This is a genomic window from Flagellimonas sp. (assembly GCF_965215805.1).
In the GTDB taxonomy this organism is placed as follows: Bacteria; Bacteroidota; Bacteroidia; order Flavobacteriales; family Flavobacteriaceae; genus Flagellimonas.
Genome location: NZ_OZ244124.1, coordinates 1,644,025 through 1,665,911 on the forward strand (window position 1 = coordinate 1,644,025; position 21,887 = coordinate 1,665,911).

General features: G+C 41.2%; 11 protein-coding genes. 6 read left to right on the forward strand and 5 right to left on the reverse strand.

The features are described 5' to 3' along the window. Positions 1–336 precede the first annotated feature (336 nt). From ACOOE0_RS07470 to ACOOE0_RS07490, 5 genes are all read left to right on the forward strand, one after another. Positions 337–3,426: a SusC/RagA family TonB-linked outer membrane protein gene (locus tag ACOOE0_RS07470; RefSeq protein WP_420401844.1), complete on the forward strand. Its 3,090-nt coding sequence runs from the start codon at positions 337–339 to the stop codon at positions 3,424–3,426. Positions 3,427–3,450: 24 nt separating this feature from the next. Beyond that, on the forward strand, positions 3,451–4,995 hold the full coding sequence (locus tag ACOOE0_RS07475) for a RagB/SusD family nutrient uptake outer membrane protein (RefSeq protein WP_420401845.1): 1,545 nt from the start codon (positions 3,451–3,453) through the stop codon (positions 4,993–4,995). 92 nt (positions 4,996–5,087) lie between these two features. Further along, positions 5,088–8,594, forward strand: a complete 3,507-nt coding sequence (locus tag ACOOE0_RS07480) for a VCBS repeat-containing protein (protein WP_420401846.1) — start codon at positions 5,088–5,090, stop codon at positions 8,592–8,594. After that, a complete protein-coding gene (locus tag ACOOE0_RS07485) occupies positions 8,591–12,118 on the forward strand; it encodes an FG-GAP-like repeat-containing protein (protein WP_420401847.1) in 3,528 nt (1,175 codons plus the stop codon). Before ACOOE0_RS07480 ends, ACOOE0_RS07485 begins: the two co-directional genes overlap by 4 nt. Further along, positions 12,102–13,430 (forward strand): vanadium-dependent haloperoxidase, encoded by a 1,329-nt coding sequence (locus tag ACOOE0_RS07490; protein WP_420401848.1) that lies wholly within the window; start codon positions 12,102–12,104, stop codon positions 13,428–13,430. Before ACOOE0_RS07485 ends, ACOOE0_RS07490 begins: the two co-directional genes overlap by 17 nt. Positions 13,431–13,496: 66 nt before the next feature. Here ACOOE0_RS07490 and ACOOE0_RS07495 read toward each other — a convergent pair whose 3' ends face one another. The 3 genes from ACOOE0_RS07495 to ACOOE0_RS07505 all read right to left on the reverse strand — a co-directional run bounded on the left by ACOOE0_RS07495 (position 13,497) and on the right by ACOOE0_RS07505 (position 18,925). Then, complete coding sequence (locus ACOOE0_RS07495) at positions 13,497–15,098, reverse strand: sulfatase (RefSeq protein ID WP_420401849.1); 1,602 nt, start codon at positions 15,096–15,098, stop codon at positions 13,497–13,499. Between the two features lie 10 nt (positions 15,099–15,108). After that, on the reverse strand, positions 15,109–16,713 hold the full coding sequence (locus ACOOE0_RS07500; protein WP_420401850.1) for a glycoside hydrolase family 36 protein: 1,605 nt from the start codon (positions 16,711–16,713) through the stop codon (positions 15,109–15,111). 997 nt (positions 16,714–17,710) lie between these two features. Further along, positions 17,711–18,925 carry a phage integrase SAM-like domain-containing protein gene (locus tag ACOOE0_RS07505; protein ID WP_420402204.1) on the reverse strand — a complete coding sequence of 405 codons (1,215 nt, stop codon included), beginning with the start codon at positions 18,923–18,925 and terminating at the stop codon, positions 17,711–17,713. 423 nt (positions 18,926–19,348) lie between these two features. Here ACOOE0_RS07505 and ACOOE0_RS07510 point away from each other — a divergent pair, with 423 nt between their 5' ends. Beyond that, the gene (locus ACOOE0_RS07510; protein ID WP_420401851.1) at positions 19,349–20,761 is read left to right on the forward strand and encodes an alkaline phosphatase PhoX; all 1,413 of its coding nucleotides are present in this window, start codon (positions 19,349–19,351) and stop codon (positions 20,759–20,761) included. 7 nt (positions 20,762–20,768) lie between these two features. Here the strand turns inward: ACOOE0_RS07510 and folE are convergent, their stop codons facing one another. After that, the gene (folE, locus tag ACOOE0_RS07515) at positions 20,769–21,434 is read right to left on the reverse strand and encodes a GTP cyclohydrolase I FolE (RefSeq protein ID WP_420401852.1); all 666 of its coding nucleotides are present in this window, start codon (positions 21,432–21,434) and stop codon (positions 20,769–20,771) included. A gap of 55 nt (positions 21,435–21,489) precedes the next feature. Continuing rightward, entirely contained in the window at positions 21,490–21,870 is a 381-nt protein-coding gene (locus ACOOE0_RS07520; RefSeq protein ID WP_420401853.1) for a MerC domain-containing protein, read from the reverse strand. Positions 21,871–21,887: the final 17 nt, after the last annotated feature.

Genomic DNA, 21,887 nt, shown 5'->3' on the forward strand with positions numbered 1-21,887 from the left:
CGAATATTATGTTTATAATATTTACCCCAATTTATTTCCCGCAATAACTAAGGTCACGTTGGATAATTACTGCTATTATAGCTGAAGTGACTGTTGTTGATCTTATAAGAATTTTGTTGAAACCCTAATAAAAAGTCAATTTTTAACACTTTCTGTTTTTAATTTCAGAATAATATATTACATTTGGAAAGTATCACAGTATATCATAGTTGATATATGATACTGAAACATGGTCGTTTATCTCTTCACTGAATGGGATAGATAACCACTTTAATCTGTATGTAATCGAGAGATACAGGATCGCTAACTATTAAAATAACTTAAACCAAATGAATTATGGATCAAAACTCGAAAAAGAGCCATCAACTTAACTCTTTCGGCTTAAAACTGGTAGCATTCTTGCTATTAGTGGGGCAGTCCGTCTTTGCCCAAACTACCGTAACTGGTAATATAAGTGATGCACAGGGACCTCTTTCTGGTGCCAGTGTCGTGGTCAAGGGGACAGCGGTAGGTGCGGTTGCCGATTTTGACGGTAATTACACAATTACGGTTCCAGAGGGTTCAAACACATTGGAATTTTCCTATGTTGGCTATGCTTCCCAAGAAATTGCAATCAATGGCAGAACTACAATTGATGTCATTCTGCAAGAAGATGCGGAGGCCTTAAGAGAAGTTGTTGTTGTAGGTTACGGTACGCAGCGGAAAGCTGATTTAACTGGAGCCGTTGGGTCTATCGGATCTAATGAAATTGTTACCAAACCTTTGACTAGCCCCGACCAAGCATTGGCAGGGACAATCTCTGGGGTAAATATTACAAACAGAAGTGGTGATCCCGGAGCACCCATCGCCGTAAGGATTCGAGGTGTTGGTACTCCAGGTGTAAATGATCCGCTATGGGTAATTGATGGGGTTCCAATTGTTCAAACTACAAACATTACTGTAAACACATCCTCTACAACAGATTCCAATCCCTTGGCGGGATTGAACTCCAATGATATTGAGTCCATAGATGTATTAAAGGATGCGGCATCTACTGCAATCTATGGTGCACGGGCCGCAAATGGTGTTATCATTGTAACTACCAAGCGAGGTAGGAGCGGAGATGCTAGGGTAACTTATGATGGTTATGTGTCTTCCGCTAGTGTAAGGGACAAGATTGATGTGCTTAATGTAGATCAGTATATCGCCATACAAAATGAACTGGGCCGAGACTTTTCAGCTTTTGCCGGATCTCCTTTTGTGGATTGGCAAGACTTGGTGTTCAAGAATGGTTTTGTTCAAAATCATAACCTGTCCATAAGTGGGGGTAATGAAAAAGCTACTTATTTTATTTCTGGAGGATATTTGGATCAAGAAGGTATTGAGCTTTCTCAAGGATTTGAACGATATTCCTTTAAAGCCAACTCCGAAATCAAGTCCGGGCGCTTTACCATTGGTGAATCCCTTCTGATCAGTCAAACTGATAGGATAATACAAGATGAAGGCGCAAGGTTTTCGGGAAATAGATCAGCCCGAAACGCACCTTATTTCCAACCTTTTGGAGATGGGCAGTTTGGATACAATTTGGTTAATGGTTCTACAGTTGGTCCAGGAGGATCTGCTACCAATTTCCTGTTCATCAATGATAGAAGGTTAACTTCTGTTGATGTCAGAAACAGAAAAGTACTGGGTAACTTTTACGCAGAATTGGAGATAGCAAATGGATTAAGAGCGAGAACATCTTTAGGGATAGATTACAACGTAGGTCGCGGTGAATTTTTACAAAGAGCGGCCGATTTTGGGGGAGGAGCTAGACAGTCTCTTTTAGTATCTTCCAGACCAGTAGAGCTTACCTTAACAAGTTCCGCTACTTTACAATACGACAAAACCTTTGGGGATCACAATATAGGAGCGCTCTTCGGATTTGAACAAACCAAATTTAGATTTGATAAGGTTAGACTTCAAGGGCGAAACCTGTTCAATGAAAATTTCGCATCCTCAGGGACCTCGGTCGCGTCTGCCAATGAAGCAGATCTTTGGACCATTCAAGGTATCCTTGGGCGTTTGACCTATAATTACAAAGGAAGATATTTGGCCACCTTTAATGTGCGTAGAGATGCAACATCAAGGTTTGCTGAAGGCAATAGAGATCAAATATTCCCATCTGTATCCTTGGGTTGGAGAATCTCCGACGAGGAATTTTTTAACAAAGGGAGCTTTGTTGACGACCTCAAGATTAGGGCAGGATGGGGACAATCTGGAAATCAGTTTTCCGGTCTTAATTTTGCGTTCTTAAGTGCTATTAACAATAACATAAGATATGTTATTGGTGACGATCAGTCAACAGTTGTTGCTCCTGCGCCGACCTCGTTCGCAAACCAAGCCTTAAAATGGGAGACGAGTGATCAATTGGATATTGGTGTGGATGCCAGACTTTTAGGAGGGAAGCTTGATGTTACGGCGGATTATTACAACAAGACGACCAATGATGTGCTTCTAGGTCTTCCACTTCCATTCGTATCAGGGTTTTTCTTACCCGCGGATGCCAATGTTGGGCAGATTAAAAACTCCGGTATTGAGTTTTCTTTTAATTATGCCGATGAAATTGGAGATTTCAAATACGGGTTTGGAGCCAATTTAACCACAGTGAAGAACGAGGTTACCGATTTGGGGCCTGTTACCCAGATCATTACCGGTGTAGGTGGAGCTCAAACACACAGGACTATTGTGGGAGAGAGTTTAGGACATTTCTTCGGATATAAAACAGATGGTCTATATCAAAATGATGCTGAGGTGGCAGCTGCCATACCGGATGCAAATGGAACCCCATCACCTGGAGATATTCGGTTTGTTGATGTTAATGGAGATGGCCAAGTCAACGCAGATGACAGGACAATACTGGGAAGTCCTTTTCCCGGGTTCTTCTACGGAATGAATTTCAATGCTGAATACAAAGGTTGGGATTTCTCTGTGAACCTTAGAGGTGTAGGGGATAAACAAATTTATAATTCATCTAGGATTTCATTGGAAGGTATGACAGGATCAAATAACTTTAGTACACAGGTTCTAGGACGCTGGAATGGAGAGGGTTCAACCAACTCAAGTTCCAACCCAAGATTGGCCATCAATGATCCAAATGGGAACAATCGTATATCCGATAGATGGGTGGAAGATTCTGGCTATCTAAGAATCCAGAATATTCAAGTGGGCTATAGCTTGTCCGATGAAACATTGAAAAAGTGGACCAATGACTTTGTTTCCAACTTTAGGATCTATCTAGGAGCCCAAAATTTGGCCACTTTCACCAACTACTCAGGATACGATCCAGAGGTTGGTAGAGCTCACAGTTTTCAAAAAGGAGACTTTACTTTGGCGACAGGTCAAGACGCAGGGGCTTCGCCACTTCCAAGGATAGTGCAATTAGGTTTATCAATCACCTTAAACTAATTAATGAAAAGTAATACCGTAGTTATGAAAAAAAATAAATTTTTAATCATATGTATTTCTGTCCTCTGTCTTGCAGCCTGTAGTGATCAATTGGATCTACAGCCTTTGGATAGATTGACTGCAGATACATTTTACAATACCCGTTCGGATTTTGATGGTGCTATTTTTGCCTCATATTCATCAATTCAGGACTTTTGGGGGACCAGTACCGAGACCTTGTCTGAAAGAGGTGAGTTCTGGAAAATAACCACTATGATTACCGATGACTTGTCGGCAAATCTGTTTTCAAATGTGGATCAGGCCGCACGTGATGCCGATGCTTTGATCGTAAGATCTTCGGATAAACCATATGCATCCATTTATACCCAAATTTATGAAGGTATCTACAGAGCAAACTTGGTTTTGGCCAATTTGGACGGAGAAAATGAACTAACCGATGATGACAAAACGGTTTTAGGGGCGGAAGCCAAATTTTTAAGAGCTTGGTTTCATTTCCAAGCTTTAAAATTGTTCGGAACTCCTCCGTTGGCTATGGAAATTGTTACGGACATCAACAGTCAGGCGCTTCCCAATGCTACTCAAGCCGACCTATACACTGCCATCTTGGGCGATTTGGCCGATGCATCCAACGGACTTCCCGATGCTTGGGATAGTGGAAACACAGGTAGGGTTACCGCTTGGGCGGCCAGATCTGTAATGGGTAAGGTCAAGGTTTTTCAAGAAGATTGGGCTGGAGCCATTACCGACCTAGGAAATGTAGTAAACAATGGCCCTTATGCCTTAATGCCCAATTTTGAGGACAATTTTTCATTTTTGGCCGAAAACAATACGGAGTCCATTTTTGAGATTCAATTTGGCGGACCATTTTCTGATGACAACATCTGGGTTTTTGATGACACACATTCGGAGAATTTCAAGGCAAGTCAAGGAACTGGTAGAGCCTATTATTGGGAGGCCAGTGTTAGCTTGGGTGCCCCTGGACGAAGGGGACAAGGGTGGTATTCGCCAACGCAGGATTTGATTGATGCCTTTGAGCCAGGAGATGTTAGATTGGCGGCTACTGTTACCTTGACAGGAGAGGATTATTTTGCTGTTAATGGAGGAGCCCAGGTTCAAGCCCCTTTTGATGCAGGCTGGTCCGAGACTGGTGCTACCCCACGGAAGTACTATGGACCGGAAAATGCAAATCCATCCAATTACTCTCCCAATCTGGGATCAACATTTAACAACGAACGTTGGTATCGTTTTGCTGAACTTAAATTACTATATGCCGAAGCACTTATTCGTGGAGGAGGCGACCTTGTGGAAGCGGAACAGCAAATAAATGATATCAGGAATAGGGCCGGTTTGGCCGATTTGGCTCCAGGAGCTGATCTTTTAGCTGCCATGATGCAAGAAAAAAGAGTGGAATTGGCAATGGAGCCTCATCGATGGTTCGACATTGTAAGATGGGACTTAGGCCCCACAATTTTTGGAGGGGATTGGGACCCTAGACTGGAAGTATTTCCATTTCCATTGGCCGAGGTTGATAGGTCTGATGGATTATTGGTTCAAAATGCTGGCTATTAATTAATCGACCAGAATTTTAAGAATACCAATTTGGGAATCCAGTCTTTTTGATTGGATTCCTTTCTTGGTTTTTAGGTTTTCATATTAAGTCAATGTATAAAAGGTCAATAAAATATCTGTTTTCTCTACTCATTGGTTTCGGTTTTGAAGGCTGCGATCAACAAGGAAATACATTGTTCCTGGAACACAATGAAAAAAATACAGGGATTACTTTCAATAATCAGTTAGAGATTGGAGGGGAGATCAATGTTCTTGATTTTGAATACATGTACAATGGTGCCGGAGTAGCTGTCGCAGATTTTGACAATGACGGGCTGGTGGACATTTACTTCACCGGAAACATGGTTAGGGATAGATTGTATAAAAACTTGGGAGAATGGAAATTTGGAGATATAACAGAGTCTGCCAATGTTGGTATAAGCGGCTGGTCCAATGGTATTGCTGTTACCGATATTAATCAGGATGGGCTTCCCGATATCTATGTGTGTCGAGGAGGTGACCGGAAATCCACACCTAAGGAAATGTCCAATTTGCTGTATATAAACAACGGAGTACAAAACGGGAAATTGACCTTTACCGAACAGGCCAAACAATGGGGTCTGGCGGACCCAAGCTACTCGACGCAAGCCAATTTTTTTGACTATGATTTGGATGGGGATTTGGACATGTATCTTCTGAACAATGCTTTAGTGGATTACAACAGAAATACGCCACGCCCCAAAGAGTTATCGGGCAATGCACCCTCCACAGATAAACTTTTCCGTAATAATGGTGATCAAACCTTTACCGATGTTTCCCTAGAAGCCAACATACAGATTGAGGGTTTTGGTCTTGGGGTTGAAATCTGCGACATGAACGCTGATGGCTGGCCAGATGTTTATGTGTCCAACGACTTCTTGACGGATGACATTCTCTATATCAATCAAGGAAATGGTACATTCAAGAACGAGATTGCCAAGTACCTGAAGCATCTTACTTTCAATGGGATGGGGAACGATATTGCGGATATCAATAATGATGGCTTGATGGATGTGGTTGTTCTTGACATGCTTCCTCCGGATAATCAAAGATGGAAACTTACCATGACGGGTAATAATTACGATTCCTTCAATACCAGGGTTTCCGGTGGATATCAGCATCAGTATATAAGAAACACCTTGCAATTGAACAATGGCAACGGATCTTTTAGTGAAGTGGGTCAATTTTCAGGGATTTCTGCAACGGAATGGAGCTGGAGTCCGTTGTTTGCCGATTATGACCAAAACGGTACCAAGGACCTTTTTATAACAAACGGATACAGGCAAGACATCACCAACCTTGATTTTATGGTATATGGAAATACCATCAATAGTATGGGGACCGAAGAAGCTAATAAAAAGGAACGGTTGGAGGCCTTGAACAAATTGCCGGGGATAAAATTGAACAATTTTATGTTCAGTAATAGAAACGGATTACAATTCGAAGATATTACCAAGGAAGCCGGTTTCTCCAAACCCACCTATTCCAATGGGGCGGCCTATGCAGATTTGGACAATGATGGAGATTTGGATTTGATAGTCAACAACATTGATGACCCCGCAGGGGTATACGAAAATACTACCCAGCAGGATGGCAATCATAACTATATAAGTTTTAGGTTCAAAGGCGAGTCGCCAAACTTAGAAGGAATTGGCAGCCAAGTTGAGGTCTTTTACCAAGGGCAATTGCAAAAGCAGTTCTTCACACCGTTTCGGGGCTATCTCTCAACCATGGAAAACACCGTTCATTTTGGATTGGGAAAGGTGACCACGTTGGATAGCGTGAAAATTACTTGGCCCAATGGCTTGCAGCAAGTTCTAAAAAACGTTGATGTGAACCAACGTATTGTTTTGCATCAAAAGGAAGCAGAAACTGTTAATATCCGTAAGGCTCACATTAACAAAACATGGTTCAAAAAAGTAGATAGTATAGGATTGGAATTCACCCATGTTGAAAATGAGTTCGTGGATTACAAAATCCAACCACTATTGCCACATATGCATTCCAAAAATGGTCCAGGGATGGCAGTATCCGATGTCAATGGGGATGGACTTGAGGATATCTACATAGGGGGAGCATCTGGCCAATCGGGCAGTTTACGAATCCAGCAACCTGACCTTAGCTTCTCAGCAGTACCATTTCCTGATGCAGCACAAGAAGATATGGGTATGTTGTTTTTTGATGCAGATGCGGATGGTGATCAAGATTTATACGTGTCCAGCGGTGGGTCTTCAAATAAGCCCCATCATCTACACTACGAAGATAGATTGTATGAAAATGATGGCTTGGGAAACTTTTCTAGAGTAAATGCTCTCCCTAATAACTTGAGTAGTTCCTCAATGGTTACCGCTGCCGATTATGATAAAGATGGCGATTTGGATTTGTTTATAGGCGGAAGGGTTCGTCCTGGAGAGTACCCCTTGGCTCCGAGTAGTTTTATTCTGAACAACAAAAGCGTGCCAGGTAAGATTTTGTTTGAGGAGGATTCCCAATTTGAAACTGTTATCAAGGAACTTGGGATGGTCACTAGTGCCTTATGGACGGATATCAACAATGATTCATGGCCGGATTTAATAGTGGTAGGTGAATTTATGCCCATTAAGATTTTTCAAAATAACCAAGGCATTCTGGAAGAAATATCGGAAGAAAGTGGCCTTACAAATTCTGGGGGATGGTGGAACAGTATTACTTCTGGGGATTTTGACAATGATGGCGATTCTGATTATGTACTGGGAAATTTGGGCTTGAATAGTCGCTTCAAAGCTACGGACACTGAACCTCTATGCGTTTACGCCAGTGATTACGATAAAAATGGACAGGTTGATCCTGTTCTATGCCATTTTGTTGACGGAGAAAGACAAATAGCCCATTCAAGAAGTGATCTTATTGATCAGATCAATGCCATGCGTGGACGTTTCAGGAATTATTCAGATTATGCCAACGCAACCTTTTCTGAATCCTTTACTAAAGAAGAAATAGCAAACGCTTTGGTGCTTAAGAGTGAAACTTTTGCCAGCAGCTATATGGAGAACCTAGGGGGAGGCAAGTTTAAGCTTACCCCATTACCCAGTATTGCACAGATTGCTCCTATGTACGGCACCTTGGTGGGCGACTATAACCAAGACAATAAATTGGATATTCTAGCAGTGGGCAATTTTTACAACGGGGAAGTTTTTGGAGGTAGGTATGATGCCTCTATAGGTTGGTTTTTGGCCGGTGACGGCACCGGAAATTTTAGTCCACAGGATGTGCGGGAAACCGGTTTTTTTGTTCCTGGGGACGCCAAAAGCCTGACCAATCTTTTCTTGGGTGATACCGAAGTGGTGGTAGCGTCTATAAACAATGGAAATAATATAACCTATACTATGTCACGAAAGGATCTACAAATTTATAGGGCAAAGCCTGAAGATGTTGCGGCCATTATTCAATATCCAAGTGGTGAAATTCAAAAAGTGGAACTCCACTATGGCTCCAGTTATCTTTCGCAAAAATCCAGAAGCCTAATTCTTCCAAAAGATGCAGAATCTGTTCGTATTTTGAATTCAAATGGAAATGAATCTGAAATCCAATTGGTACCATGAGATATCTGGGTGTTTTTTTTACTCTTCTTTTGTTTTTGGAATCTTGCGAAACCAAAAAAAATGGTCAATTCCGTCTTCTTGATGCTGCCCAAACTGGAATTGACTTCAACAACGAAATCATTGAAAATGATACCATCAACGTTTTTCAATACATGAACATTTACACCGGGGCGGGGGTCGCGGTAGGTGATGTGAACAATGATGGTCTTACCGATGTTTATTTTAGTGGAAATATGGTTTCCGGCAGACTTTATCTGAACCAGGGTAACCTAAAATTTAAGGATATCACCCAATCAGCTGGATTGCTAAATGATCGATGGGGGACAGGCGTAACCATGGTTGATATTAATCAAGACGGTCTTTTGGATATCTATGTGTCTGTTTCTGGAGCAGGTGAAGGAGCCCAAAAAGGTAATTTGTTATACATCAACAACGGGCCTATCAATGGCGATGGAGAAATCACCTTTACAGAAAAGGCCAAGGACTTTGGCTTGGCAGATATTCGGCATTCCATGCAGGCTGCTTTTTTTGATTATGATAAAGACCAGGATTTGGACATGTACCTCTTGGTAAATCCAGCGGCTTATTCCCATATGGTAAACACCAGTAAACCTAGAAAACTTAACGGAGAATCGGTTAGTAATGATCGCCTGTATCGTAACGATGGCAATGGGAAGTTCACTGATGTATCCGAGGAAGCGGGAATCTTGATTGAAGGTTACGGTCTTGGTGTGGGCATATCCGACATCAACAATGATTCCTGGCCAGATATTTACATTTCCAACGATTTTATTGGTAATGATATTTTATACATCAACCAAGGTGATGGTTCCTTTAAGGATGAAATTACAGACTATATTAACCACACTTCCTATGCCGGAATGGGGAATGATATATCAGATATTGACAATAATGGTAAACCAGATATTATGGTACTGGATATGCGCCCAGAAGACAACCAACGTCAAAAGACCATTATTTCGTCTACAGGATATGACCGCTTTCAACTCATGCTTGGTGCAGGGTATCAACACCAATACAGTAGAAACACCCTTCAGCTAAACTTGGGAGAAGGTAAGTTTAGTGAAATTGGAAATATGGCCGGGGTTAGCAGTACCGATTGGAGCTGGAGTTCCTTGATAGCCGACTATGACAATGATGGCCATAAAGACCTCTACGTGACCAATGGGTTTCTACGTGATTTAGGTGATTTGGACTACATCCACTATCAAGGCATTTATGACAATCCCTTGGGAGATCCAGAGACAAAGATTAAACAAAAATTGAATTCTATTAAGGAGCTGCCGCCTGCCAAATTGGTCAACTATGCGTACAAGAATGGAGGTGATTTAAGATTTGAGGATGTTTCGGAAGTTTGGGGCATTGAAAAACCAAGTTGCTCCAATGGGGCGGCGTATGCTGACTTGGACAATGACGGTGACCTGGATATATTGGTCAATAACATGAATCAGACTGCATTTGTTTATGAAAACATGGGAGGAGAACAACCCAGCGGAAATTTTATAAAACTGAAATTAAAGGGCAAAGCCGGGAATATTGATGGGATAGGGGCCAAAGTGAAAATAACAACCAATACTGCTACCCAATATGACCAGTATTTTTTGAGTAGAGGATATGAATCCAGTGTGGATCCCATAATGCATTTTGGCCTAGGAGTTGAAGAATGTATCCAAAAAATTGAAGTTTGGTGGCCCAACAATGACTATCAAATTCTTGAAAACGTTTTGGCGAATCAGACTATTGAAATTAACCAGGCTGAATCCAATTTTGAAGGTACTGAAAACAAAATGATATCTACAGCCCCCTTATTTGCTGATCATACGGATTCCCTTGGTATCCCATTTTTGCATATTGAAGATGACGTCGTCGATTTTAAACTGCAACCCATTATTCCTCACATGCAATCCAAAAACGGACCGGGAATATCGGTTTCAGATATAAATTCCGATGGTCTGGAGGATTTTTACGTGGGAGGCGCGGCAGGCCAGTCTGGACAACTCTGGATTCAAAATAAGGATGCCGCTTTTACGCTTTCAGACTGGTCAGCCGATAGGAAATATGAAGATATGGGCAGTCTTATTTTTGATGCAAATGGGGATGGACATAATGATCTGTATGTAGTTAGTGGCGGCGTTCAGCTTACGGACGATTCCATTTATGAAGACCGGTTGTACCTTAACGACGGAAGTGGAGGCTTCTATAAATCAGATGGGATTCCAAAGATCACGGAAAGTGGATCAACAGTAAACGCTGCGGATTTTGATAAGGATGGGGATTTAGATCTGTTTGTAGGCGGACGCGTAGATCCAGGAAGGTACCCAATGCCAGCGAAAAGTTACCTACTTGAAAACGTATCGGAAAAGGGAAATGGTGCTAAGTTCAGGGATATGGGCAATCAGATTGAAGGTTGGGAAAATCTGCACATGGTAACCGCTGCTTTATGGACAGATTATGACAATGATGGTTGGACAGATTTAATCGTGGTTGGAGAATTTATGTCCTTGGAATTTTTTCATAATCAAGAAGGTAAACTGGTTCGGGCAACAGAAACTACAGGGCTGGATAAGACCCAAGGCTGGTGGAACAGCATATCAGGTGGGGATTTCGACAACGATGGGGACACGGACTACATTTTGGGCAATTTGGGGCTGAACCATAAGTACCATGCAACAGATGAAGAACCACTTTGCATATATGCAAATGATTATGATAAGGATGGCAATATAGACCCAATTATGTGCTACTATAATGATGGAGAAAACTACATTGCACACTCAAGGGATGAATTGATAAATCAGATCAGTGCAATGCGTTCCAGATTTAAGACCTACAAATCCTTTGCAGGTGCTACCTTCGAAAAGTCTTTTTTGCCAGAAGAGCTAGAAGAGGCTTATGTAGTAAAGAGTCATCGGTTTGTAAGTAGTTACCTTGAGAATTTAGGAGACGGAACTTTTAATTTAAGGGCACTACCCGTTTTAGCTCAAACGGCCCCCGTTGAGGGTATTATTGTTGAAGATTTTGACCAAGATGGGCTGGAAGATGTACTTCTAACTGGCAACTCCTATGCTACGGAGGTGGCAACAGGACGCTATGATGCGCTGTTGGGCGTGGTAATGATATCCAATGGAGATGGAAGTTTTGAAATTTTGGAATTGGGCCAAAGTGGTTTTTTGAACAATTTTGATGCAAGTGGGTTAACCATTCTGAAAAATGCAAAAAAGGAAAATCAGATTATGGTAGCAAACAATAATGGACCCTTAAAGGTATTTAAGTCTAACAGACCTGATGAAAACGCCTATGTAATCGATGTGGGGCCACAAGCTGTATATGCCGCGATAGAGCTGAAAGATGGTAGAAGGTATCGAAAGGAGTTTTATTGGGGATCCGGCTACCTGTCCCAAAGTTCAAGGATATTGTTTGTTGGCGAAGCCATCAAAAGTGTGCAGATTACCAATGTAAATGGAATAACAGAAACTAGCTACAGGAATGAAAAAGTCAATTAGCATATTTACTTTATTAATCTTATTACTTGCATCTTGCGAACCTGAACATAATCGGGAAGGTTTGGATGCGTATTTTGAAGGAAGTCTTGCCGAATACAACAGACATTTAACCGATGTTATCGTGGCTGATATTTTTACCCCACCAGTTGCCAGTAGGATTTATGCATATAGTAATATTGCCGCCTATGAAGGTATAAGGTTGGAAAACCCAGATAATCGTCCTTCGTTAGGTGGTCAATTGAATCATTTACCGACTTTGACCCAACCTGAAGTGGACAAGGCCTATTATCACCCCATAACCTCGTTGGTGGCCTTTACTGAAGTGGCCAAGAAACTGGTTTATGACCTGGAACGGGTTGATACCCTTCAAAAGGACCTTTTACAGGATGTGCGGAAAATTGGCATCGATGAAACCATCTACAATAATTCAGTTGATTTGGGAAAAAAAATAGCACAGGATGTACTTAAAAGAGCAGGGGATGACGGTTACCTAAGGCGAACTGCACTGCCTAGATTCAGTGTAAATGATGATCCAGGACGTTGGAGGCCAACCCCACCGGATTATATGGAAGCCATTGAGCCACATTGGAACACGATAAAACCCTTTGTGCTGGATTCTGCATCCCAATTTGACCCAGGGTTACCCACCGAATTTGACATCGCTGAATCCTCACAATTTTACAAGGAAGCCACCGAGGTATACCATACGGTAAACAACTTGGATTCCGAGCGCTTGGAGATTGCCAAGTTTTGGGACTGTAACCCAAACATTTCCACTACCAAGGGACATGTGATGTATTTTCAACAGCAAATTTCTCCTGGTGGACACTGGGTGCATATTACAGCTCAGGTATTGGATGAGGAGAAGGCCAGCATGGAAGATTCTGCCGCAGCTTTGGCCCAAGTAACTGTGGCGATTGCGGACGCTTTCATCAGCTGTTGGGACCAAAAATATAGGAGCAGCCTCACACGTCCAGAAACTTATATCAATAATTATATCGATTCTGATTGGGAACCTATCCTGCAAACTCCAGCATTTCCGGAACATACATCGGGACATAGTGTGGCATCTGCGGCTGCAGCCACCGTTTTGACCAACATTTTTGGAGATAATTATGCCTTTGACGATGCCACGGAAGTCCCTTATGGACTTCCTGTTAGAAGTTATAATTCTTTTGAACATGCAGCGCAGGAAGCTGCTATTAGCAGACTTTATGGGGGGATACATTACAAACCTGCCATTGAATTGGGTGTGTCTCAAGGTAAACATGTGGGCCAACACGTTTTGAACAAAACCAAGTTTACAAATTGATAGGGGTATCTATACCCGCTGGACAACATGGGTTTTCATAAACTAATGAATTCCTGATTTTAGGCCTTATTCGGTACCCGGGTCAACATCTGGCTTTTCCAAATAGTCTTTAAGCTCCATAGTAGGTTCTTCCAAGAAAGTGGAATCAATTACTACTGAGGACGCCGTCTTCAAGTGAACCAAGGTACCTGAAAGGGTTGGATACTTTTCCCTAAGTGTATCGTATTCTGGATTACTGGCATATTCTCCCCAAATGCCCAGCATCAGCTTTAAGTTTTCTTCGTCTTCTGGATATTGCCCTTTATCATCCGTTTCAGAGATCCAGTCTTCTAAAATGCGGGCATATTTATCTCGAACCCCTACATATTTGAGGTCATAAGCTAAATTATTGAGCTCAAAAGGATCATTTTTCAAATCATAAAGTTCTTCTGATGGACGTACATCGGACATAAAAATTTCTTGTAGCGAATCCAGCTTATTTTCCTTGTTCAGTTGGTGCATAACCTTAACAAACTCCACACCATCAAAATCCATGTATGTGGGTTGGGTATAGGGTCTGTCCGTTTTAAAGTTGCGTATATACTTGAATTCCTTGGAACGTACAGAACGTATTCTATCAATGGTAAAATCGCAGCGATCCCGTGTAGAGATGACATATTCCCGTTTAAAGGATTTACTAAAAATGTTTTGCCCTTCCATATAACTTGGGATATCAATATCTGCCAAGGCCAAAGCACTGGTACCCAAATCAAGCCCACTGATGAGGTCATTGTTTTTGGAACCCTGAGGGAGCATTTCGGAAGTTTTGGTAAAGTCGGCAATGATCAAAGGTACATGTAGACCTCCATCATACAAAAATTGCTTGTTCCGGGTTATACGCATTCCATGATCGGAAAAGAAGAAAACAATAGTATTTTCCAGCAAATCATTATCCCGTAGCTCCTTTATGATCTTACCAACCTTTTGATCAGTAATTTGAATGGCATCCAAGTGATTTGCATATTCTTCAATTATGGCTGGATGTTGGGGTAGGTACGGAGGGAGTTCAATGGCCGATCGATCCACAGGCGTAGCTACCTTATCCTTGAAGTTCTTGGAAAAAATTTCTTTTCCACCATATAATTGAATCTGTCCAAAGAAAGGCTGTTTGTGCTGTAAGCTGGCTAGATTCAAATGAATTCCATTTTTACCATATAGCGGATGCATTCTATAATCTTGTGAATACAGGTCTTTCCTATTGTATATAAAGTTATAATCGTCCTTCCCATTATTGAATGTGAAATAACCTTCCCTTTTGAAAATTTCAGGAATAGTTTCCAAACTATCGGCTAGGTATATTCCAGATTCCTTGGTTCTTGAGCTATGATGATTGTGGGTTCCTGTGGTTGTGGACATGATCCCGGTTATTATACTGGAACGGCTGGCAGAACAGACTGGTGCGGGCATGAAGACGTTTCTATATAGAACTCCTTGGCTCGCCAAACTGTCAATATTTGGGGTTGAGATTAGCGTGGTGCCATAGGAACTTAAAAGAGGTGCTGTGTCCTCAAGAAAGATCCATAAAATATTGGGACTCTGTGGCACCTTTTCAACTTTCTCTTTAACATTGCAGGAATATTGGAATGTGGTTGCAAGTACCACTGAGAGATATAGTTTATAAGGTCTCATGGAATTATGTTTAGTCGATTTTGGTAAAAGATATTAACCCAGATTTGGGAACCTTAAAGGTATGGGTGCCTTCTGAAAGCTCAACAACCCACTTTTCGGTTTCGTTCCCAAGACAATCCTTGGTTGCGTACTTGAATTTTTCTGTTTTTCCGGTAACTACCATAACCACTTGAGTTGACGTTTTTGCATTGATGATATCCAATTCTTTATGGCGTCCAGTCTGGAAATTGACAAGATTGTCGTTAAACACAGTTATTATCTTTTTTTGAGTGCTCGTACCTTCCAATATGGGATAATTGGTCAAAGGACTGGACGGATGAAAATCACCATCTAATAGAACATCTCGGTTTTGCAGCCAATAGTTCGTGTAGAACTTGATCATCTTAAAATGATCCTCGGGAATGTCCTCTAGTCTAACAGAAATCTGCGGTACTGAATACATCACGTTGAGCATTTGCAGCGCTGCGACTTCAACGGGTTCATCATAATGCCACATCAACATATCTGAATGCACGGCGGTAGTTCCACTTAAAAGCCTTAGGTCTGATGTTCTAATTCTGTTCACTGATGAAAGATTGGGACAATCAGTTGCCCGAAACATATTGCCATATTTGCGCATAGCTGGCCCTACATAAGGCTGCCTGAATTCAATCATTATATCCGGTTTTACCTCTTGGAGGGACTTTATCAAGTTCGTCATCAAAACATCAGTGGCCTCATTCACAGAGGCAAAGTCCCTTCCATTTTCCAGAGTGAACTCTGTATTATCATCCGCTGTAAATCTTCCAATAAAATCCAGCTTAAACCCATCAAGATCCCAATCGTGTATGGCATTGACGTAAGTGTCTATGATAAACTTACGTACCTCAGGATATCTTGGGTCCAAAACATAGGTGCCCTGGCCATTCCAATATCTCAGATATTTCCCCTTCATTTTATCAAAGGCTTCGGATTTTTCACCTACAAAGGGAACCCCATACCATAATATAAATTTCATTCCAAGGTCATGAACAGCTTTAACAAACTCCTTCATTTCAGGGATGCGTTCAGGTTTCCAATCTCCAGTATAAGCGTACCCACGATTACTATCCAATGTTTGCCACCCGTCATCCACAATGATGGATTCAAACCCCATTTTTTTGGCAAGTCTACACTCCGCCAATAACTCTTTCATGCTAACATTTTGGTGATAGCTGTACCAGCTTGAGTACACCGGAGTTCGGGCCACTTCAGGTACAAAAACAGGGTTGAGAAAGTTAAAGGAAGCCCACCAATCAGCCACTTCTCTAAGAGCGGTTGAATATTGATGCTGTCTTGCATCAAACCGAATTTTAACCTGATAATTTTTTAGGGGTCTATGTTTTTCTGAAAAGAAATTAATCTTATTATAGACAAATCCATCTTCCTCCTTGATGCCAGCACTTAAGACCACGGTATTTAAAGCCTCGGATACAGCATAGGTTAGTCGGTTGGTGTCATCATGACCAAAAAGTGTTACAACGGGAGCTTGTTTGGCCAGCATGGATTTGACGGAAGAAGGACCCCAATCTGGACCAATGGTCTTATCATTGAATGCACCACTGCTCCAAAACCCGGCCACATTGCTGGAAGCCATTTTCCATTTTAGAGAAAACGTTGGTGGTGAAACAGCTTGATCTTGGGTCAAATTAATTGTAATAACTTCCAATCCCTTACTAATTTGCTCAATAGATACATTTGATACGAAGGAACCAAGGTCGCCCTCTAGGTGGACTTCTTGCCCTGCAAGTTTATAGACTTGCCGGTCTTGTGCGCATAAAGCCCATGAAAGTAAGCATGCAAGGACTAAGGGTTTTACTTTGTTTAATTGAAAAGTCATGGTTGGAAGATCTGAATTAATATACAACTATGATATACTGTGATACAATTCAAATGTAATAAAATTTTCCAGACCTTATATTAATTGCAGGAATTAATCTCGTAAGGAAAAGGGAGTGGGGGTTGTTGGATTCTACGGTTATAGTCTTTTAGGCTGATATTCGATTCCAATTGGTCTAATTTTTCCAGAGAGTGATACTTCAATATTTTTGATTTCAATTGCCTTTAAATAGTTTCAAATATTGTATTTATAGGTGTAGTTTTCTAAGAATTTTAGAATCAATAGAATTTAAGGTGTTTTAGCTAAAAATGAAAGATAGGAAAAGCACCTTGTGTTTGCATTTTTTGTCCTGCCAGCAGGACTAACAATGTAAAGCAAGAGGGTAACACGCTAACGCGATGTTACGTTTTTTATTTGATTGAATTTCAATCAATTACGTGAAACTAAAATTTGACCAAAAAAAGTTTTTACTGTAAAAACCTTGGTAGTCCCAGTAAACATTGGAAATTTTTACATTAAAAAATATTTGGTGCCTCAGTTTGTACCCGTTTGGTAGACTGTTTTCATCAAATCAAATTTGACATGGTTTGGGGTAGTTTGAAAGTTCCTTTTTTTGATGGGTAAAGGACATTTGGGATATGGTGGGTGCGCCCTATTTCGATTTTATTTTACGCTTATCTTTCCAAACACTATAAAATCAAAACAGGATCCATGCGCAAAGTTTAAGGGTAAGAAATGGGACTTTTTAAGCGTTTCAGAAATTAACTATACTTTGAAGTGCTTCATCTGTTTTTTTATTCATAAAGTTGGATTGGTACATCATGGTGGTAGTTATTGACGAATGTCTGTAAAGCTGTTGCAGTAATTGAACTGGTATTTTGTCACCTGCTATATTTCCAAAACTATGCCTAGCTATATGCATGGTTACTTTTTTACTTATACCCGCATTTTGAGCTATCGAATTTAAATGAGTATTAATTTTTCTTATAGCCAGTTTGGTCTTGTTCCATAGAATTTTATCGTTATCGCCATTTATCCATTTAAGATGAGGAAAGATAAAATCGTTTTGGCCTTGTTTTGTTTGTTTGTAGTATTCAAGAATATGTAACGCCTTATGCGGAATGACCAGCGAGAGAATTTTGGAATTTTTGTTCATATGATAATACAACCTGTCATTATGAATGTCACCCCACTTCAATTGTAACACATCTGCGGCCCTAATTCCAGCAAGGTAAAAACTGAAAAGCCAAATATTTTTGGCATCCTTTTCATCATTGGTAAGATGTTCTAAATGTTCGATCTTTGAAATTTCATCAGTGTTTAATCCTATTTTCTCGGTTTCCGGAAACCGTATCACAATTTTTCCATGTCCAAAAGGATACAGTTTTCTATCTACCAGCCCAGACTTGATGGCTCTGTTAAAAATGGTTCTAATAACAATAAGATTATTAATGACTGATCTTTGGGAAACTTTTCTTTCCGTCCTGAGGTAAGCTATAAATCCTTTTAGAAATTTTACATTGATTTCCTTAAAAGGGAGGTGCACAGACTTGGTATATTTTTTTAGGTGATTGACCCTGGGTCTGTCTGAGGAGAGCTGGTTTAACTTGCTATTGGACTCAAGGTCATTTAAATATTCTTGTGCGACTTGGAAAAAGTCTTTTTTGTTAATAGTCGATTCTATTTCGTCTTTAAGTTGTGCAGTGGTTACATCCTTATTGTCGGTTTGTAAACCCAAAATGATTCTACCAATATCGGCGAGCTTAGTTTGTAAAAAGCTATTTAATTGGGCATGATTGGGATGTGATTTTTTGATTCGTATTTTTTTATTGTCCCAATCTTTAGCTTGGACATAGTGACCCAAATAAATATAGCTGGTTTTTCGTTCCTTGGATATTCTTAGCGCTAAGGGGAATTCACCATTTTTATTCGGCTTTTTTCGAAGAACAATTTTCGTACTACTGGCCATTTTTGACAATTTTGTTGGATAAATATAGTTTAAATTTGGTACAACATAGGTACAACATTTTTTGATTTTTATTAATTATAAATGAATTCATAAAAAATAAAAATATTGATAAACAGTTGATTATAAGTTGATAAGAGTTTTTTTGAACCATTTTGAACTGGATTCAAAATCCAGTTCTTTCGGGAGTGTGGGTTCGATTCCCACCCAAGGTACTTTAAAAGCCGAGATTTTGATCTCGGCTTTTTTATTTGAGTTAAGCCGCTGAATCTTGCTTCTTCGCCCATTATCTAATCCCCATTCCTGTGACAGTGTTTAGAATAGGTTAGCAAATTGTTTTAAAATTCGCAATAGACCACTTTTTCTATTGCAATGCATAACTTTGATGAAATGCGACACTAACTGGCAATAAAACAATCACAAACCATGAGCAATAACCAGAAAGACTACACCCGAAGACATTTTATTAAACAATCAACACTTACCTCCTTGGCGTTGATATCATTGGTCAATTGCACCAACAGGAAAAAGAAAGGAGAAAACTCAGTAAACGAGGAGGCGGTCAGTTTGGATTTAAAACCGGATGCCAACGGTTATCTAGATCTTCCCGAAGGGTTTTCGTATAAAGTTATTTCAAAGTCTGGCCAAAAAATGTCTGATGGGCTGTTGGTGCCCGGTAGACCTGATGGAATGGGAGCTTTCCTCGATGACGCAGGGCGAACGGTCATTATTTGTAACCATGAGAACAGCCCTACCACGTTGGAACATAGTCCTTTTGGGCCAGCCAACGAGCTATTGTCAGGTGTGGATTTGGACAAGCTCTTCGATTCAGGAAGTGGAATTAATCCAGGATTGGGCGGTACCACTACCTTGATATATGATGAAGAAAAGGGGATAGTCGTGGATCAATATCTGAGTTTGGCGGGGACTTATAGAAACTGTGCAGGTGGGGTTTCGCCTTGGGGAAGCTGGATTACCTGCGAGGAAGATGTTACCAAAGCAGATGGGAAGCAAATCCTTGAAGACCATGGTTATGTATTTGAGGTGCCAATGGATGCCAAAGAAATGGTTCCGCCTACGCCCATAAAAGCCATGGGGCGATTTAACCATGAGGCCGTAGCAGTAGACCCTAAATCGGGTTGTATTTATTTAACCGAAGACAGGCATGATGGCCTTATCTACAGGTTTATTCCGAACGAGAAGGAAAACCTTTTGGCCGGAGGATTGTTGCAGGCTTTGGCCATACGAGATAAAAAAAGTCTGGATACGAGAAACTGGGAATCGCAAGAGGTACCAAGGAATACCTCCATGGAGGTGTTTTGGATAGATTTGGACAATGTGGAAGCTCCTGAAGACGACCTAAGATTTAGGGGATTTGATGCCGGGGCGGCTCGGTTTGCCCGGGGCGAAGGTATATGGATGGGTGAAGGAGAGCTGTTTTTTGCCTGCACCAACGGAGGACCGCATAATTTCGGACAGGTTTTTAAATACAGCCTGTCCCCAAAGGAAGGTATGGAAGGGGAAAATGAACAACCGGCTATGCTGGAACTTTATGCAGAATCCAATGACAAAACCGTTTTGCATATGTGTGACAACCTTACCATTGCGCCTTGGGGAGACGTACTGCTCTGTGAGGATAATGGAGAGTTGAACCATATTCGGGGGATAGACAAAGATGGAAACATTTATACCATGGCTTGTAATCGAAGTTCCAAATCTGAACTTACGGGCTTGGTGTTTTCTCCGTCGGGAAAAACCCTCTTCGTAAATGTTCAGGAGAACGGTGACACAGTGGCCATTACAGGGCCATGGGAAAGATTCGGTAAGGAGTCGGTATAGGGTACAATTACCGCTTCACCTCATCCGCAACCAGGGCTAGAAATTCATTCCGATAGACCGAATCCTCAAAAACACCTCCGTATTCCATGGTAGTGGTGGTGCTGTTTTTGTCCTTGATTCCACGGGAGGAAACGCAAAGATGTTCCGCGTTCACCACCACAATGACGTCTTCGGTGCCCAAGGTCTGCTGTAAATCCTTCATGATCTGCAAACAAAGGCGTTCCTGGACTTGGGGGCGGTGGGAATAGTAATCCACCAGTCTGTTTATTTTGGAAAGTCCAACAACCTTCCCCTTTGGAATATAACCGATGTGGGCCTTCCCAATTATTGGAAGAAAATGGTGTTCACAGGAAGAGTCAATGGTTATGTCCTTTTCAACCAACATTTTTTTATACCCGTATTTATTACTGAAGGTAGATATTTTGGGTCGATTCTTGGGATTAAGCCCATAGAACAACTCTTTTACATACATCTTGGCGAATCGGTATGGGGTGCCGGAGAGACTATCATCGGATAAATCCAAACCAAGTGCTTCCATGATTTTTTGAAAATGGTATTGAATGGTTTCAATCTTTTCATCATCGGTTTGATCAAAAGCGTTGGGATGCAATGGCGTCTCCAAGGAAGTAGGAAGATGTTGATCTCCTATGATTTCAATTTTTTCGATGTCCATTTTGATAGTTGGGAGATTAAAATGGGAATTAGTTTTCTGCGCAACAGCTTTCCTGTCAGCATTTACAATATTTGCGATTGTATAGGTGGAAAAATATGAGGCCCAATGCCGGAATATATACTGCTTCCTCCGCAAGGGGGATCAGGGAAAGTTTTTCGTTAAGAACTATGAAAGCCAAAAGTACCCAGCATGCCCATAAAGCAAGACCTACCCACCGCCTTGTAGTAACCTTATTGGTCCAGACAATGGCGAAAAAGGAAATTACCAGAAAAACCAAGTCAAGGATTCCCCACCATGCCGGACGCCCCTCACCTGCGGACACGACCCCAGCCTGAACTACAAAAAGAAACGGGGTTGCCACGCAATGTACAAGGCAAAGTGCACTGGCAGCTGCACCGATAACATCGGATTTTGATGTAATATTAATAGTTTTCATATTTAAGTAGTTTTGGA

Excerpts from the sequence above, each read along its gene's own strand:
- ACOOE0_RS07470 (WP_420401844.1), top strand. The coding sequence starts at position 337 with ATGGATCAAAACTCGAAAAAGAGCCATCAACTTAACTCTTTCGGCTTA.
- ACOOE0_RS07475 (WP_420401845.1), top strand. The coding sequence starts at position 3,451 with ATGAAAAAAAATAAATTTTTAATCATATGTATTTCTGTCCTCTGTCTT.
- ACOOE0_RS07480 (WP_420401846.1), top strand. The coding sequence starts at position 5,088 with ATGTATAAAAGGTCAATAAAATATCTGTTTTCTCTACTCATTGGTTTC.
- ACOOE0_RS07485 (WP_420401847.1), top strand. The coding sequence starts at position 8,591 with ATGAGATATCTGGGTGTTTTTTTTACTCTTCTTTTGTTTTTGGAATCT.
- ACOOE0_RS07490 (WP_420401848.1), top strand. The coding sequence starts at position 12,102 with ATGAAAAAGTCAATTAGCATATTTACTTTATTAATCTTATTACTTGCA.
- ACOOE0_RS07495 (WP_420401849.1), bottom strand. The coding sequence starts at position 15,098 with ATGAGACCTTATAAACTATATCTCTCAGTGGTACTTGCAACCACATTC.
- ACOOE0_RS07500 (WP_420401850.1), bottom strand. The coding sequence starts at position 16,713 with ATGGCTTCCAGCAATGTGGCCGGGTTTTGGAGCAGTGGTGCATTCAAT.
- ACOOE0_RS07505 (WP_420402204.1), bottom strand. The coding sequence starts at position 18,925 with ATGGCCAGTAGTACGAAAATTGTTCTTCGAAAAAAGCCGAATAAAAAT.
- ACOOE0_RS07510 (WP_420401851.1), top strand. The coding sequence starts at position 19,349 with ATGAGCAATAACCAGAAAGACTACACCCGAAGACATTTTATTAAACAA.
- folE (WP_420401852.1), bottom strand. The coding sequence starts at position 21,434 with ATGGACATCGAAAAAATTGAAATCATAGGAGATCAACATCTTCCTACT.
- ACOOE0_RS07520 (WP_420401853.1), bottom strand. The coding sequence starts at position 21,870 with ATGAAAACTATTAATATTACATCAAAATCCGATGTTATCGGTGCAGCT.